The organism is Pseudomonas sp. 1L-E-NC-VB-C3 (genome assembly GCF_057291535.1).
This window is the reverse complement of sequence record NZ_JBXAWD010000002.1, coordinates 482,748-498,225: the sequence shown is the minus strand read 5'-3', so window position 1 is coordinate 498,225 and position 15,478 is coordinate 482,748. Positions and strand designations below refer to the sequence as shown.

Annotated in this window: 11 protein-coding genes and 2 pseudogenes; 1 reads left to right on the top strand and 12 read right to left on the bottom strand. The window is 60.0% G+C overall.

What is annotated here, in order from left to right; translation table 11 throughout:
- Nucleotides 1-16: 16 nt before the first annotated feature.
- The 7 genes and pseudogenes from glgA to AC0Z5Z_RS05555 form a co-directional block, all read right to left on the bottom strand.
- A complete protein-coding gene (glgA, locus tag AC0Z5Z_RS05585; protein WP_016774645.1) occupies nt 17-1,603 on the bottom strand; it encodes a glycogen synthase GlgA in 1,587 nt (528 codons plus the stop codon).
- A gap of 590 nt (nt 1,604-2,193) precedes the next feature.
- Nucleotides 2,194-3,147 (bottom strand): D-2-hydroxyacid dehydrogenase family protein, encoded by a 954-nt coding sequence (locus AC0Z5Z_RS05580; protein ID WP_305383064.1) that lies wholly within the window; start codon nt 3,145-3,147, stop codon nt 2,194-2,196.
- A gap of 12 nt (nt 3,148-3,159) precedes the next feature.
- Nucleotides 3,160-4,206 (bottom strand): alpha/beta fold hydrolase, encoded by a 1,047-nt coding sequence (locus AC0Z5Z_RS05575; protein ID WP_485610831.1) that lies wholly within the window; start codon nt 4,204-4,206, stop codon nt 3,160-3,162.
- A gap of 86 nt (nt 4,207-4,292) precedes the next feature.
- A complete protein-coding gene (locus tag AC0Z5Z_RS05570) occupies nt 4,293-4,727 on the bottom strand; it encodes a YqaA family protein (RefSeq protein WP_252883779.1) in 435 nt (144 codons plus the stop codon).
- Entirely contained in the window at nt 4,727-5,173 is a 447-nt protein-coding gene (locus AC0Z5Z_RS05565; RefSeq protein WP_041480975.1) for a DUF411 domain-containing protein, read from the bottom strand. Before AC0Z5Z_RS05565 ends, AC0Z5Z_RS05570 begins: the two co-directional genes overlap by 1 nt.
- Before the next feature lie 240 nt (nt 5,174-5,413).
- Nucleotides 5,414-5,941: pseudogene (locus tag AC0Z5Z_RS05560) on the bottom strand (methyl-accepting chemotaxis protein); the annotation flags it as partial.
- A gap of 333 nt (nt 5,942-6,274) precedes the next feature.
- Nucleotides 6,275-7,405 (bottom strand): annotated as a pseudogene (locus AC0Z5Z_RS05555) (HAMP domain-containing protein); the annotation flags it as partial.
- A 353-nt stretch (nt 7,406-7,758) separates the two neighbouring features.
- Here AC0Z5Z_RS05555 and AC0Z5Z_RS05550 point away from each other — a divergent pair.
- The gene (locus tag AC0Z5Z_RS05550) at nt 7,759-8,286 is read left to right on the top strand and encodes a hypothetical protein (protein ID WP_024012886.1); all 528 of its coding nucleotides are present in this window, start codon (nt 7,759-7,761) and stop codon (nt 8,284-8,286) included.
- A 45-nt stretch (nt 8,287-8,331) separates the two neighbouring features.
- Here AC0Z5Z_RS05550 and AC0Z5Z_RS05545 read toward each other — a convergent pair whose 3' ends face one another.
- From AC0Z5Z_RS05545 to AC0Z5Z_RS05525, 5 genes are read right to left on the bottom strand one after another with little or no spacing between them, the layout of a single operon-like run.
- Nucleotides 8,332-9,267, bottom strand: coding sequence for a GNAT family N-acetyltransferase (locus AC0Z5Z_RS05545; RefSeq protein ID WP_095179965.1), 936 nt, complete (start codon nt 9,265-9,267; stop codon nt 8,332-8,334).
- Complete coding sequence (locus tag AC0Z5Z_RS05540; RefSeq protein ID WP_457263223.1) at nt 9,236-10,546, bottom strand: phenylacetate--CoA ligase family protein; 1,311 nt, start codon at nt 10,544-10,546, stop codon at nt 9,236-9,238. Before AC0Z5Z_RS05540 ends, AC0Z5Z_RS05545 begins: the two co-directional genes overlap by 32 nt.
- 43 nt (nt 10,547-10,589) lie before the next feature.
- A complete protein-coding gene (locus AC0Z5Z_RS05535; protein WP_485610830.1) occupies nt 10,590-12,992 on the bottom strand; it encodes an aldehyde dehydrogenase family protein in 2,403 nt (800 codons plus the stop codon).
- A gap of 1 nt (nt 12,993) precedes the next feature.
- A complete protein-coding gene (locus tag AC0Z5Z_RS05530; protein WP_485610829.1) occupies nt 12,994-14,124 on the bottom strand; it encodes a LuxE/PaaK family acyltransferase in 1,131 nt (376 codons plus the stop codon).
- Between the two features lie 9 nt (nt 14,125-14,133).
- A complete protein-coding gene (locus AC0Z5Z_RS05525; RefSeq protein WP_485610828.1) occupies nt 14,134-15,381 on the bottom strand; it encodes an MFS transporter in 1,248 nt (415 codons plus the stop codon).
- Between the last annotated feature and the right edge of the window lie 97 nt (nt 15,382-15,478).

Below are 15,478 nucleotides of genomic sequence, written 5' to 3'. Positions count from 1 at the left end.
TTCTGCAACTCCCTGGTTATTTGTGGCTGGCTTTACCCAACGCCTTGGCGACCAGTTGTTCGTAAAGTTCGGCGTACGGTTCAACCGCTTTGCTCCAGTTGAACGGTGCAGCCATGGCACGGCAGCGCATGGCGTTGAGCAGTTCCGGAAAGGCGAAAACCTTGAACGCGCGGCTCAGGGCTTCCTTGTAGCTATCAACGGTGGACTCATCGAAGAGGAAACCGGTGACGCCGTTTTCAATGGTGTCGGCCAGGCCGCCGGTGTTGCGCGCGACCGGCAGCGAGCCGAAACGCTGGGCGTACATCTGGCTCAGGCCGCAAGGCTCGTAGCGCGACGGCATCAAGAGGAAATCGCTGCCGGCGAACATACGTCGGGCATCGGTTTCGTTGAAGCCGATCCGCACGCCGATCTGGCCAGGAAAGCGCAGGGCCAGTTCACGCATGGCCTGCTCTTCTTCCGGCTCGCCGCGACCGATGATCGCGATCTGGCCACCGTTCTGCACGATGAACTCGGACACCGCTTCGGTGAGGTCCAGACCTTTCTGATAGACCAGGCGCGATACCACTGCGAACAGCGGGCCGGTGGAGTCATTCAGGCCGAACAGCTCACGGACATGGGCGGCATTGACCGCTTTGCCTTCCCAGTCGCCGATGGCGAACGGGGCAAACAGGTGCGGGTCGGTCGCCGAATCCCAGCTCTCGTCGATGCCGTTCGGGATACCGCTGAGCAGGCCTTGCTGGGTCTTGGCGGCAAGGAAACCGTCGAGGCCGCAGCCGAAGTCCGGGGTGGTGATTTCTTGCGCATACGTCGCGCTGACGGTGGTGATGTGGCTCGAATAGGCCATGCCGGCCTTGAGGAACGACATCTTGCCGTAGAACTCCATGCCTTCCTGTTGCAGGGCATGGGTGGGAATCCCCAGCTCCGGGCAGGAACCGAGGCTCGTCACGCCCTGGTAGGCAAGGTTGTGAATGGTGAACAGCGTTGGCGTGCGCTGCCCGCGCCAGTGCATGTAAGCGGGCGCGAGGCCAGCCGGCCAGTCATGGGCGTGCACCAGATCCGGGCGCCAGTGGATTTGCGCAAGATTGGCGGCGATGTCGGCAGCGGCCAGGCCGAGACGGGCGAAGCGGATATGGTTGTCCGGCCAGTCGCGACCGTTGTTGGCGCCGTAAGGGCCACCCTCACGCTCGTAGAGTTCAGGGCAGATCAACACGTAGATCACCAGACCATCGGGCATGTCCATACGACCGATCTTGCAAGGTGGCAGCGCGGCGTGGCCACCCAGCTCGCCGATGATGTGAATCGGGTTTTCGCTGTGCACCACTTGCGGATACCCGGGAATCAACACCCGCACGTCATGCAGGTGGGCCATCGCCCGGGGCAGGGCGGCGGAGACGTCACCGAGGCCGCCGGTCTTGACCAGATCGGCGATCTCAGAGGTCACGAACAACACTTTTTTCTTGTTGGGATTCTGGCTTGCTACCGGAGCAAGCGTCTTGGTGCCGGGTACGTTGATCTGTCGGCTGCCGGGAACACTGATGGTGCTCGATTCTCCAAGCGACTGGTGAGCACGCTCTCCCTGAATATCCAATGCCGCACTGATCATATGTATCTCCCGTGTGTGATCTGATTCTTGTCTCGAACAAGCTGTTTCGTGGCCAAGTCCTGTGGCCGGGCGCAAAGGCGCCACGCATCGGTGAGCAAATGCTGACCCAACACGCGCAAGCAGAATGGGTGGTGAGGCCGTTGCAAGGATTACACCAGTCGCTTTCGCCCAGTTGTTCTGATGACCTGTGGCGTGAAGCAAAAGTTTCGACTTTTTTTCGTCGGTATGACCGAGTGGTTTGGCCACTGAAAAATCAGTCTAGGCCAGATCCTAGAGCGGGTTAGGGCAAATGGGTAAATTGTTCGACAATCGGTTGTGTCGGGATGTTAGCGAGGGTTCAGGAGGGAAAACGCTCCGACGAAGGGCATGTTTTTCGGTCGGAGTGGGCCAAAACAGTGACTGGGCAGTCACGGTTTTGTGCTATGGGATGGGCGAGTTGCACCGTTGTGGTGCGAGCGTATTGCAGAGTGGTATCTGAGATGACCTTTTCGCGAGCAGGCTCGCTCCCACATTGGACCGCGTACAACCTGTGGGAGCGAGCCTGCTCGCGAAGAGGGCGGTTGAAGCAACTCAACTTCAAAGTGATGGACTCAGTTCAACAGACGCATCGGCTCCCCAGCTGCCCAACCCTGAATATCCTCGATCATCTGCCGGAAGAACTGCTCGTAATTCTGCCGACTGACATACCCCACATGCGGCGTGGCGAGGACATTGTCCAGCGTGCGAAACGGGTGCAGGGCCGGCAACGGCTCTTGCTCGAATACGTCCAGCGCTGCCCCGGCAATGCGCCGTTTCTGTAGCGCCTTGATCAACGCGGTTTCATCGACGATCGGTCCGCGTGCGGTGTTGACCAGCAATGCGGTCGGTTTCATCCAGTCCAGCGCCCGGGCATCAACCAGACCGCGACTGCGTTCACTGAGCACCAGATGCACCGACAGTACGTCGGCCTGCTCGAACAGTTGTTGCTTGCTGACGTACGTCACGCCGGCCTGTTCAGCGCGTTCGGCGGTGAGGTTTTCGCTCCAGGCGATCACCCGCATGCCGAACACCTGACCGAATTGCGCGACCCGCTGGCCGATGCTGCCCAAACCGAGAATACCCAGCGTCTTGCCGTGCAGATCGCCGCCGAGGCCCTGCTGCCACTGGCCGGCCCGCAGCGCATTGGCTTCCTTCACCAGATCACGGGTGGCCGCCATGATCAGCGCCCAGGTCAGTTCCGGCGCGGCGTGTTTGTAGCTATCGGTGCCGCAGACCTTGATGCCCAGAGCTGCTGCGGCCGGCATGTCCAGCGCGGCATTGCGCATGCCGCCGGTGGCCAGCAACTTCAGATTGGGCAAGCGCCCTAGCAAATCGGCGTCGAAGCGCGTGCGTTCACGCATGACGCAGATCACCTCGTACTTGCCAAGGCGCTCGGCCAGTGTGGCGTTGTCGGCCGGGTAATCATGCACAAAGGTCACTTCACCGATGCTCTCCAGCACGGACCAGTCGACCACGTCGCGGGCCACGTCTTGCCAGTCATCGATCACTGCAATCTGCACCGTCATCGGCTTGCCTCATCAAGGAGCGGAAGGAGTCTTGCCCAGCCAGCCGAGCAGCGCCTGATGGAATTTCTCCGGTTCTTCCATTTGCGGCGCATGACCCATGCCCGGGAATTCAATCAGCGTCGACTGCGGAATCAGCTTGGCGACCTGTTTGCCAAGCACCTCGTAATGACCGATTTTGGCTTTCACTTCCGGCGGCGCGAGGTCCTTGCCGATGGCGGTGGTGTCGGAGGTGCCGATCAGCAGCAGGGTCGGCATCTTCAGATCCTTGAACTCGTAGTACACCGGCTGGGTGAAGATCATGTCGTAGATCAGCGCCGAGTTCCACGCGACCTGGGTCTTGCCCGGACCGTTGCTCAGGCCGGCGAGCATGTCGACCCAACGATCGAATTCCGGCTTCCAGCGGCCGTCGTAATAGGTGGTGCGCTCATAGTCGCGAATGCCCTTGGCCGTGACCTTCAACTCACGCTGATACCATTGATCGACGGTGCGATACGGAACGCCGAGGGCTTTCCAGTCTTCCAGACCGATCGGGTTGACCATTGCCAGTTGATCAACCTGCTCAGGGAACAGCAGCGCATAACGGGTGGCGAGCATGCCGCCGGTGGAGTGGCCGAGCACAGTGGCTTTCTGAATGCCCAAAGCCTTGAGCAATTGCTGGGTGTTGGTGGCCAGTTGCTGGAAGCTGTACTGATAATGCTCAGGTTTGCTGGATGTACAGAAACCGATCTGATCCGGCGCAATCACGCGGTAGCCGGCGTCGCTCAGGGCTTTGATCGAACTGTCCCAGGTCGCTGCGCAGAAATTCTTGCCGTGCATCAGCACCACGGTGCGGCCGTTGGCCTTGCCATTGGCGGCGACGTCCATGTAGCCCATTTGCAGCTTCTGGCCTTGGGATTCGAAGGCGAAATGTTTAAGCGTGTAGGGGTATTGGAAACCTTGCAGCTCCGGGCCATAGGCAGGCCCTTCGGCGGGGGCGGTTTCAGTGGCCGCGTGCGCCATTGATGGCAGGGCAGCGCTGAGGACCAGGCCGGGCAGCCAGCGGGAAAGCGTGACGGACATAAGCACAAACTCCTTGAAAATTGACCGACTCTGGAAGGTCGGGATTACGCCGACGTTAAACAAAGGCAATCACACTGAGGGTTGGTTCAACCTAGCCAGCCAAGTGTCAGCAAGGCCAGCACGCCATAGCGCGCGCCTTTGGCCAGCGTCACGATCAACAGAAAGCGCCCGAGCGGTTCGCGCATGACGCCGGCAATCAAGGTCAGCGGATCGCCGATCACCGGCAGCCAACTGAGCAGCAGCGACCAATGTCCATAACGCTCGTAGTGCTTGCGCGCCTTGGCCATGTGTCGAGGAGTGACCGGGAACCAGCGTCGATCCTGAAACCGCTCGATGCCACGGCCCAGCCACCAGTTGACCAGCGAGCCGAGTACGTTGCCCAGCGTCGCCACTGCGAGCAAACCCCACAGCCAGTAACGCTCGCTGACGATCAAACCGACCAGCAGCGCCTCTGATTGCAATGGCAACAACGTTGCCGCACCGAACGCAGCAAAGAACAGGCCGAAGTAAGCCGCACCCATTAACGGGCCGGGTAGTCCGCCACCACCACGTCGGCGCCGTCCTTCTTCAGACCGATCACTTGGTACGCATCGCTCATGCCGTCCATTTCCATGCCCGGCGAGCCCATCGGCATGCCTGGCGCTGCCACACCCAGCAGATCGTCGCGCTTGCTCAACGCAAGCACCTGATCGGCCGGCACATGACCTTCAACGAATTTGCCATTGATGATCGCCGTGTGGCAGGACGCCAGACGCGGTGGTACGCCGTGCTGCTGTTTGAAGCTGCTCATGTCGCTTTCGACGTGATCTTCGACTTTGAAGCCATTGGCTTCGAGATGGCTGATCCACTTTTTGCAGCAGCCGCAGTTGGCATCGCGGTGCACTTCGATCGGGATCAGTTCGGCGGCTTGCGCCAGGGAGGAGATGAACAGGGCGCTCAGGGCGAGCAGACGCAGTTGGCTTCGCATGGGAATGGGCTCTCGACTCGGTGAAGGTCAGCAAGAACGCATTTTGACCGGTTTTTCCATCCCGGCATCAACTGAGTGTTTCCAGTTGCTACAAAACACCCGAACCAGTTTAGGAGTGAGCCTGCTCGCGATTGCGGTTGACCAGCCGCAGATACAGTGACTGAAAAATCGCTTTCGCGAGCAGGCTCGCTCCCACAGGGGATTGGCGTAAAGGCCGAAATCCCCGTGGTCGCGGTTGGCTTAACTGACCTTGAACCGCCCCATGATCGCGCTCACGCGGCTGTTGGCTTCGAGCAATTGGCGGGTATTGAGCTCGCTGGCCTGGCCGCTCTGCACCAGTTCATCGACCATGTGGCGAATCTGCACCATGCTGCGGTTGATCTCTTCGGTCACTGCGCTTTGCTGTTCGGCGGCGGTGGCGATCTGCGTGCTGAGGCTGTTGATGTGGCTGACCGAACCGGCCATTTCGTCCAGCCCCGAGTTGACTCGGGCGGTGGCGTCAGCAGCGGACTGGCAACTGGCCTGGGTGTTTTCCATGGCACTGACCGAGGAACTCACGCCTTGGGTCAGACGGGTCAACATTTCGTTGATTTCCGAGGTACTGGCCTGAGTGCGGGCGGCGAGGGCGCGGACTTCATCCGCCACCACCGCAAAGCCGCGACCCTGTTCACCGGCCCGCGCCGCTTCAATCGCGGCGTTGAGGGCGAGCAGGTTGGTCTGCCCGGCAATCGCGCCGATGACGCCGAGGATTTCGGTGATGCGCTGGGCGTCCTGCTGCATGTTTTCAACTTTGTGTGTAGCGCTGGCCACTTCGTCGATCAGCGCGACCACGCTGTTGGTCGCTTCACCCACCACGACGCGCGAGCGGTCTGCGTTCTCATTGGCACGCTGGGTGAATGCAGCGGTTTCAGCGGCGTTTTGCGCGACGCTTTCAGCAGTCGAGCTCATTTCGTTGATGGCGGTGACGGTCTGATCGGTTTCCGAAGCGTGACGCAGCAGAATCTGGCCGGTATGTGCCGAGGTGCGCTGCAGGTTGTCGAGGCTGGAAGCCATGGCGCCGGTGGCCTGGGTGACTTCGCCGATCATGTTCTGCAGATAGGCGATGAAGGTGTTGACCGAGTGACCGATGGCGCCCAGTTCGTCTTCGGCGCGAATGGTGATTCGGCGGGTCAGATCGGCGTCTCCGCTGGACAGCGAGTCAATGTTGGCCTTCAGCGCTTTCATGCGCAGCACCAGCTTACGAATCGCGTAAACCTGCAACAGCACCAGCAGGATCACCAGCGGAATCTGGATCAGGCTGAGGCTATGGAGCACGTCATCGCGCTGGGCAGTGAGCATCTTGGTCGGCAGGGCGGTGGCGAGGAACCACGGTGTGCCCTCGATAGGGCGCATGAAGAAGGTGGCATCTTCACCGTTGTTATCGAACTCGACGCGTTGCGCTGTATCGCGATTCTGCAGGCCGGTCTTGATCTGATTGACGAAGGTCGAGCTGGCCGCCAGTTCGCTGATGTTTTTCAGCACGATCGGGCCGCTGATGCGCGAGCTGTTGCTGATGATCTTGCCGTCCGCCTCGACGATGAGCATTTCGGCGTTGAGGTCCTTTTCCTTGCGCGCCACCAAATCGTTGAAGAAGCCCAGGGTCACGTCGATGGTCGAAACGCCCCAGGCGCTGCCGTTCTTGTAGATCGCCATGGCGCAGTTGGTGCGCGGCTCGGCGCTGGCGTCGTCCTTATAGGCAGCGGCCCACGCGCACTGGCCGCGCGGAGTGGCCATGCCGCCCTTGTGCCAGCTCTGGTCGTAATAGTTGGGCGCCGCATCGCTGTTCCAGAACGTGTTGACCTTGAGTTGGCCAGAGGCGTCACGGTGCCAGAAAGTGCTGAATTTGTTGCGCCCGGCTTCACGCTGGCCCGGTAACGGCCAGATGCCGCCGCCGAAGACTTTCAGCTCGCCATACTGATCCACCAGCCCTGGCAGCACCACGTCGATGGCGGCGCTGTCGAGCAGTGGGATGGTCTGGGTGATGCTGCGTTGCTGCGCCTGGACCTTGTTCAGTTCGCCCTGAATCTGCACGGCGACTTCGGCGATGCGGTTGAGCACGACCTTCTCTTCGGTATCGCGCAGGGTCGGTGCCACCAGTTGGCTGATGCCGACCACGGTCAGCACGGACAACAGCAGAATGAACAGAATCAGAAACAGCGTGTAGCGAGCCTGAATAGTGCGCAGTGCGGGCATGGAACTGATCCTTGAGCGGCTTCTTTGTTGGAGGGCAGGAATAAAACAGGGCGGGTATCACAGCGTATCGTCGTTGCGGGCCGAAGCTTTAGGTGCTCGCGCGCCGAAACAACGCTGGGCGATGACCGGTTGGTATCGGGATGGGTACAAATCCCCGGATTGCCACGTTTGTTACATCAAGATGACGGCTCTGAACCAATGTTTACGGGATGCAGGCTTGTGTCACGAATGTACGAGATTTGTAAAAAAGCGCACAAAAGACTTGGTGCGATCAGGCGCATCGGCCGATACTCGCGCCCATTCAATTGGTTGGAACAAGGACATTTCATGCTCACCGCACAAGGAATCCTCGCATGACGATCGGCTATACCGGCGCCTGGGAAAGCAAGGCAGGCGTAATGGTCCGTGATACCGGCGCGAAAAAGCAGGTTTCGCAGAGCGTCAAAGTGCAGCAGATGCTGACGCTGGTCGGCAACGATCCGAATGCGCTTAATGTGGCGGAGATGGATAAGCAGGGTTTGCGCAAGCAGATCAAGGGCTTCGACCCGGCCAACGTTTCCGTCAAGCAGTTGGGCAACCTCAGCGAATTCCTGCGCGGGCGCGGCCTGATTTCCGAGATCACCTCGATCACTTTGCTCAATGCCGGCGACAAATTCGACCGCTTCGGCGTGCAGAAAGACCCGGAGGCGAAGTTCAACGCGCTGGAATATTTCGCCACTCAGCTCGATGCCATCCAGACCAACAGTCTCAATGGCAATTACTACGGCAAGAGCCTGATCCCCGAATTCAAGAAAGCCATTTACGTCCTGCAGAATCTCAAGACCTATGGCGAAGGCAATGCGGCAGTTCCGTCTGACAAAGGCCTGAAGGCAAAGGCGTAACGTCTGCTGATGACGCCCGCTCATCCGTGTGCGGGCTCATGCTGTTTACGCCGCCGGCACGGCTTGCCGAGTGATGTGACGTTGTGCCTGGTCATGCAACTGCTGCATGTGCGGACAATGCAATGTCAGCCTGCGCGTGCGGTAGCCACGATGAAACAGCGCCAGCCATCCCCCTCGATTATCCTGTGCAGGCGCCAGGCCGGTGAAAGCAAAACCGATGGCGTTGAGGCTGTGCAGATCCACGGCAAACTGTCGCGAAAGCTGTAGACGAATCGAAACCAGCCAATGCCCGGGCAGTGATCGCAACTGGTCGAGCAGTTCCGGATTGAGTTTTTCCAGCCACATTTCATGGCGGCTGCCGTGCTGCTGGACCTGAACCGAAGCTCCGCGCCAGCGTCCTGCATCAGCCCCGACGCCGAACACAGCGCTCAGACGCTCCATCAAGGGGCGGCAACTGGCTGGCCATGCCTGTTCTGGCAATGGCCGTTGATAGCCATCGATAGCACGTACACCCAACACGATCGACTCGGGTTTTTTGCAGCCAAAGGGTGAGCGGACATAGTCCGGCAACAATCCAGTGTTGTGAAAACCGAGGTTGATAGCCATGCGTTGGGTGTAAGGGTGATGGGTGACCTGTTTGATCGAGACGCTGCGACAACCCAACGCCTGCGCATGAGTCAGCAGTTGTCCGCCCAGCCGCGTGGCAATGTTCTTTCCACGGGTATCGGGATGTACGACGCTCAAGGCCAGTTCGGCATCGTGCGAGCTTTCGCTTTGCCGATACAAAGTGGCATGACCAAGAATCCGCTCACCCTCCACTGCAACCAGTGAATGCCAGCGTTTGTCGGCGTGGTTCTGATTGATCAGGCAGGGCATGTAAACGTCGGTTTGCACGTAATGATCACCGTAGACCTCGCGAAACAGCTGGCTGACGGCCTTGGCGTCGGTGTCACGGTAATTGCGCAGAATCAACGACTCCATCACGCACCTCCCGCTCTTCCTGGTCATAGCAGCGCAAGTCGACGATCCGCAGGCTTTTCCCTGCGCGAGGATGGCGCGCCAAGTCCTCAAACCGGCAACTCTTGATGCGCAGCTCCAATAACCGCTCAGCCCGCAGTTGCGCGATCGGCGGGTACAGTTCGATCAAGCGGGCCTCAAGTTTCTCGTCGATGAGCGCCGATCGTTCGATGACTGCGTATTTCAACGTCAAGACATCAGCGCTGTTGGCTTGTTCGATCAGCAATTGCCAATCGTCGCTGCCAGTAATGCTCCGTACGCTTTCGCTGATTTCATCGGTCATCAGCGACAGAATGCCGACCCGCACCCGCTGGCTATTGCCGCTGCGTCCTCTCAGGGCGAATTTGCGTCGTGCAGTGCCCGGCGGTTCGCGCCAGCACGCTAGATCTCCGACGGGATAGCGGATCAGCGGCATCAAGCGGCGATGCAGATTGGTCAATACGAGCAGACCGGTTTGATTGCAGGCCTCGATCGTTGCGCCGCTGTGCTGATCGACAATCTCCAACAGGACGTGACCGTCGGGTGTGCGATGTTCTCCTTCGATGCAGTCAGGATGACTGGCGCCAATGAATCCGCCATCGACGCTGGCGTAGCCGATCGAGGCAATGCGCGCGTTGGGCAGCACTTGCTCAAGGAGCTGGCGTTGTGAGGCAAACAGGCTCTCCCCGCCGTAAAGCACACTATCAACCAGGGGCAACGTAAGGCCGCGTTGTTTGAGCCAACTGGCGAAAGTCAGTAATTGCGCGGGCACGCCAGCCAGTACATTGATTCGATGCTGGTTGATGGCGTCGGCCAACTTCGGTGGATCAACCTCGCCGGTAAACGGAAACTCGCTGACAGCTGTTTGAACATGGGCGAGTGAGTCATGAATAAACACAAAACTGGCGTAGAGGTCGCCAGCGAAAAACAGGTTGGCGACACGGTCCCCGGGGCTGAACTGCTCGCTCAGACTGCGGCCGAAATCTTCCACCGTGCGCTGCCATTCCGTGCGGGCATACACGGACAGCCTGCCACCGCCGGTTGATCCACCGGTCTTGAACACCAAGGCGTGCCCAATGGGGGCCGTCAGGACCGGCCATTGCGCGAGATCCGCGCTGTCTTTCCAGAAGTCTGCCGGATCAAGCAGTGGCAGTTCGCACAGTGAACTTATCGCCTCGGGGATGTTGGCGAGACTGTTCTTGTAGTAGGGCGAATGCTCACGGGCGAAACCCGTTAATTCGCTAATCGAGTCGGTTGTTTTCACGGTGTGTTCTTCTTGATTCGAATGAGCCAGCTCACGGCAAGCGTCAGCGGCGGGAGTCAATGACCAGCGGCGTCTTGCCACTGTGTTTGTTTCGAACGAAGTGTTCGGGCGAGCATTGCTCGATCTGCAGCACCAGCAATCCGCTGTCGATGATGGTCGTCAGGGTCAGGTAATCGGCGAGACGTGTTTCAACGGTGGCGGCTGTAAGTTCGCAATGCAGTTGCATGCGCTCGACGCCCTCGGCGCTGTGGTCCAGATGCAACTGAAACGGCACTTGCAGCCGTGACGCCAATTCGCTCAGGGAGATAAAGTCAGTGCCGATACGCAACAACTTGCCGTGGCGTTGCAACAGTTCAAAGCGGGGCGACTTCAGCCCGCAGGCGCAGACGCCCGGGAGCCAGCGTCCGCTGTCGCCAATCTCATAACGCTGCACGCGCTGACCACCCTCGCGGGCGAGCGAGGTCACCAGCAGCCGGCCCACCTGATCATCCGCCACCGGCACATCCTCATCGAACGCGACAATCTCCAACTGCTGGATCTCGCTCATCAGATGGAAAACCCCATCCGCCGAATCCTCGCAGGCATGCCCAAGCGGACCGGCGTCGACGCTGCCGTAAATCGCCGAGCGAATGGTCGAGACGCCACAACTGCGCAGCAATTCACGGTTCTGCTCGCTCAGGTGCTCGCCACCGAGAAAGACCTTTTCGACTCCGGCATAAGCACGCAGACGCTCCTGTTCATTGAGGAACAGACGATGCAGGGTGCCGGGCATACCGACCAGCACGTTGACCCGTTGGTCGATGATCAATTGGGCAATCTCCCGATAATCGTCATCAGCAGGGGCGGCCATGGGCAGGTGCGTCACCTCAAGCAGTTCCAGCGTTTTGCTGAAGCTGAGAAAGCCGCCGTACAGCCCGCCACAGAAGAACAGGTTCATGACTCGGTCTTGTGCTGGATCCAGACCGGCAGCGAACAGGCCATCAGCGGTCGCGCGCATCTGCCGATCAAAGTCGCGATAGCTGTAGCCGGCCAGAGCAGGGGTGCCGCTGCTGCCTCCAGAGCGGAAATACAACTGCGCCTGATCGTTGATGGGTTGGGCGACGAAGGCTTCTTTGTCCATGATCGCAGCGCACGACGTCGCCGCTGATGGTGCTGGATCGAGACTGGCCTGATTCGGCAGTTGCATGGCCGCCAGACTCACCGATACCCGTCGACTCAAACGTTGCAGCGCATAGACGCCATCATGGGGTTCGCCCTCGTACCCGTCGTGAATGTTGCCGATCGGTGCGATCCGCGTGACTCCGGCAGCGATCAACGCATGGGTAAGCTCGACAATTTGCGGTTGTGCGCAAACCAGCGAACAGCTTTGCAGGACGTTGCGCCACGGCAATAAGGTGGCGGGCAGCAGCGCCTGCGGCAGCGGGTGCAGCAATACGCTGCGAAACAGCGGTGAAGGTGCGAGTTGCCGATCATGGGTCCAGATCACCCGCCAGCCTGGGCCGTGCCAGACTTGCCCGGTGTGACCGGCGAAACTCTGACCGAGGCGGGCCATTTGCGTGTGCGTGGTAATTTGCGAAGCTTCCTGGCGTGTCGGCACCAGTGCCGGCCACTGTGCGGCGCGTCGTTGCAGGGCCTGCGCCAGGCGTTCACCGATATCGCGCAAGACTTGCGTGTCGTCGCTGTCCACCAACAGCCATTGCGGGCTGGAGCAGGCCTGCTGATCCAGTCGGCAAACTTCGTCGGCGACGGCATCAAGCGCCTCTGGCGTAGCTGATGCAGGAGTGAGATAGACGAAGCTGATGCGATGCCCCCAGTCGATCCAGCGACAACCCGGCGCGAGCTGTTGCCGAATGGCTTGCAAGGCCGCTTCGCCACCCCACGCCGCGACGCCATTGGCAGATTTGCATAATTGGCCGATCTGCTCGGTGCTCGCTGGAATCACCGCCACGTGACCGGCCAGTTGTCCGCTCGCATCGCAGTTCACCAACGCCCGCAACAGTCGCGCCGTCAGGCCTTGATCGCTGCGGCTGGGGCGCAACCAGTTGACGTTGCCGGCGAGCAGACTTTCCACCACCGCGCAAAAGGCCAGCAGCGGCGCGTTGGCCGGGGTGATGTGCACCACCAGCCCGAGCGGGCGCCAGGCTTCGAAGCGTGGCAGGCGATAATCGATACGGCGCAGGGAGTCGGCAGCGACGCCGAGTTCGCGCTGGCGTTTGATCGTCAAGGCTTCAGGTTGGCAGAAATCGATCAAGGCCTGCCGTTGTTCGCTGTCGAGGGGCAGATCCATGCGCGAGTCACGCAGCAGGTGGGCAAAAACAGTGATCGCCTTGATGACCGTGCTGCTGTCTAGTGACGTCGCCAAGCGCTGGGGCAACTTGTGTTGCAGGTCTTGCAGCGCTTGGTCGAGGCTGTAAATGTCGTGCAGTTGTCCATTGATCAAATACATTTCAGTGACTTCCCAGTAATTCGGCGGCGGCCATCGCGCAGCTTCTGCCGGCCGTGGTGCCGGCGCGGCCGTGCAGTTCGAACCAGTCGCTGGTCAATCCACAGCCGCAACTTGCGCCCGGGTGCAGCGTGGCAAGGTCGCTCATCACCACGGCATGCGCCGGGCTGGATGAGATGTAAGGCGAGACGAAGCCGAGCAGGCCTTGTTGGCCATAGGGCAGCAGAGAAAAATCCGCCGCATCGCGAATCAGCACCCGCGAATACACCGGCACATGAAAGCGGTGACGGGCGCATTCGATATAAGGCACCGCATGCTCGACAGCGCCGTAACCGTCGCGGCAGCGGGCGGTTTCGATGCCCAATTGCCGATGGATATGGGCATAAAACTGTTGTTTAGGAATTTCCTGCGCAGCCAGGGTTTTCCAGCCGCCGCCAAAAAAGGCCAGCGAACCGGCGGGCAATTGCACATCCTGTACAGCGGTAGCCTGCATGCGTTGCAGGGTCTGCCAGAGAAACGCCGGGAAGCCGAAAATCCGTACCGGCAAACCTTCTTCAGCGAATGACTGCAATGCGGCGATGACACCGAATACGTCGAACTGATGGCCGCTACCGGTGTTGCGCAAGGCGTAAACCACGCGATTGACCGGGGCGAACCGACAGAGAAACTGGTCGGTAAACGAAGTCCCGAGCGTAATGTGACCCTCGGGTTCGTAGCTCAGCAGCAGGTAGTTGCACGGCGTATCCGGAGTGTCCCAACCGTAATGGCGAAAGATCTGCGCAACCATGAACTGCGCCCGCGCCAGGCTGCGTTCGTCGTAACGCATCCGGCTTTTCTGCCCGCTGGTGCCCGACGAGGTCAGTTCCAGGGCGTTTGTCCCCGTGCTGCTGAGCAGCAAGTGTTGCTTGAAGAAACTGGCAAAGATCGGCGGCAGACGCGACCAGTCATCAAGACTGTCGAGGTCTTGCGGCGCCAGTCCATGGGCGTTGAGCCAATGGGCGTAACCCGGGGTGTGGTCGCAGTGAAAGCGGCTGATTTCCTTCATCGCCCGATCAAACAGACCGGGCGCGGCTGAATCCGCGCAATAGGGTTGCTTCAACGCGCACAGCGCGTCGGCATAGGGTAGGTGAGTCATCAGTGTTCCTTACTGAGGCGAGGCCACATCAGCTGTGGTGGTTTGCAGGAGCCGGTACACCATGGGCAGGCACATCAGCCCGCCGAATGCGGCCCAGAGAGCGAAGTATTCAAGACGGCCGCCGCCACCGATGGCCGCAATCAGCGAACCGCCAAGGCCCATGACGGCGATCGAAATCATGCCGGTCAGCGCCGACACCAGACCTTTGCTGTCGTCGCTGGCAAACAGCGCCAGGCGATACACCGCCGCGTTGCTCATGCCCAGCCCGACGGCGTACAGCGACAAACTCGCCACCACCGGACCAAGCCCCGCGCCGAACAATGCGCACGCGGCCAGAAACAGAAGGCCCAGACAGAACGGCCAGAGCGCCAGTTGAATCAATTGCGTCAGAGAATGAGTCTGCAGCAAGCGGTCGAGAATCAGATTGCCGGCAATCACCGCTGAGAAAACCGGAATCTGCCACAGGCCATATTCCAGCGGCGGCAGTTCCAGCACCCGCACCAGCAGCAACGGTGCCAGGCCTATCCATGTGATCAGGGGCAGACTCATCAGGCCCAGCGCCAGACTGGCGCAGAGGAAGCGCGGATTACCCAGCAGCGCGCCATAGCGCCGTGAAGTGCAACGCCAGGAGAAGGGCACACGGGGTGTTCGATGACCATCGCGGCGCTCGACGCCTACGGTTTCCGGCATCCACAGCAACAGACCGAGCCAGACCAGCGCTGCCGTGAATCCCAGCAGCAGAAAGATTTCCCGCCAGCTCAGCCATTCCAGCAACAGGATCCCCAGTAGCGGGCCGAGCAGCGGCGATAACAACGCAACATTGCCGAGCAACGCCATCAGCCTGACGGCGTCCGCTTCACAGAACACCTCCTGTAGCGCCGGATAGCTGACTGCGACGACAAACCCCAGACCCATGCCTTGCAACAGCCGCAACAGGTTGAACGCTCCAATACTGTCGGTGAAAAAAGCTGCCGCGCACGACAATCCGAACAGCGCGCTGCCCGATAACAACAGTGGTCGTCGGCCGTATTGATCGGACAACGGGCCGAGTAACCATTGCAGGCACACGCCACCCAACAGAAACAGGTTGAAGGCATGGGGAACATGCCGTACGTCCGCGTCGAGGTCGGTGGTGACATCCAGCATCGCTGGCATGATCACATCGCTGGCCATGTAAGTGAGCAGTTCGAAAGCGGTCAGCGCCAGACAGAAACCCGCAACCTGTCTGGGGCCGATATTGATAAGTGTTCTCTGCATGAACATCCCTGTTTATGAGTTATAGGAAGTTCGCAGAGCCTAGGCGCAGACGCACAGCCGACCTAGCCGTTTGCTGCGTCAGCAGATTTCAAAAACT

What these genes read in the sequence shown, in the direction of transcription:
- glgA (WP_016774645.1), bottom strand. Translation starts at nt 1,603, where the DNA reads ATGATCAGTGCGGCATTGGATATTCAGGGAGAGCGTGCTCACCAGTCG.
- AC0Z5Z_RS05580 (WP_305383064.1), bottom strand. Translation starts at nt 3,147, where the DNA reads ATGACGGTGCAGATTGCAGTGATCGATGACTGGCAAGACGTGGCCCGC.
- AC0Z5Z_RS05575 (WP_485610831.1), bottom strand. Translation starts at nt 4,206, where the DNA reads ATGTCCGTCACGCTTTCCCGCTGGCTGCCCGGCCTGGTCCTCAGCGCT.
- AC0Z5Z_RS05570 (WP_252883779.1), bottom strand. Translation starts at nt 4,727, where the DNA reads ATGGGTGCGGCTTACTTCGGCCTGTTCTTTGCTGCGTTCGGTGCGGCA.
- AC0Z5Z_RS05565 (WP_041480975.1), bottom strand. Translation starts at nt 5,173, where the DNA reads ATGCGAAGCCAACTGCGTCTGCTCGCCCTGAGCGCCCTGTTCATCTCC.
- AC0Z5Z_RS05550 (WP_024012886.1), top strand. Translation starts at nt 7,759, where the DNA reads ATGACGATCGGCTATACCGGCGCCTGGGAAAGCAAGGCAGGCGTAATG.
- AC0Z5Z_RS05545 (WP_095179965.1), bottom strand. Translation starts at nt 9,267, where the DNA reads ATGGAGTCGTTGATTCTGCGCAATTACCGTGACACCGACGCCAAGGCC.
- AC0Z5Z_RS05535 (WP_485610830.1), bottom strand. Translation starts at nt 12,992, where the DNA reads ATGTATTTGATCAATGGACAACTGCACGACATTTACAGCCTCGACCAA.
- AC0Z5Z_RS05530 (WP_485610829.1), bottom strand. Translation starts at nt 14,124, where the DNA reads ATGACTCACCTACCCTATGCCGACGCGCTGTGCGCGTTGAAGCAACCC.
- AC0Z5Z_RS05525 (WP_485610828.1), bottom strand. Translation starts at nt 15,381, where the DNA reads ATGCAGAGAACACTTATCAATATCGGCCCCAGACAGGTTGCGGGTTTC.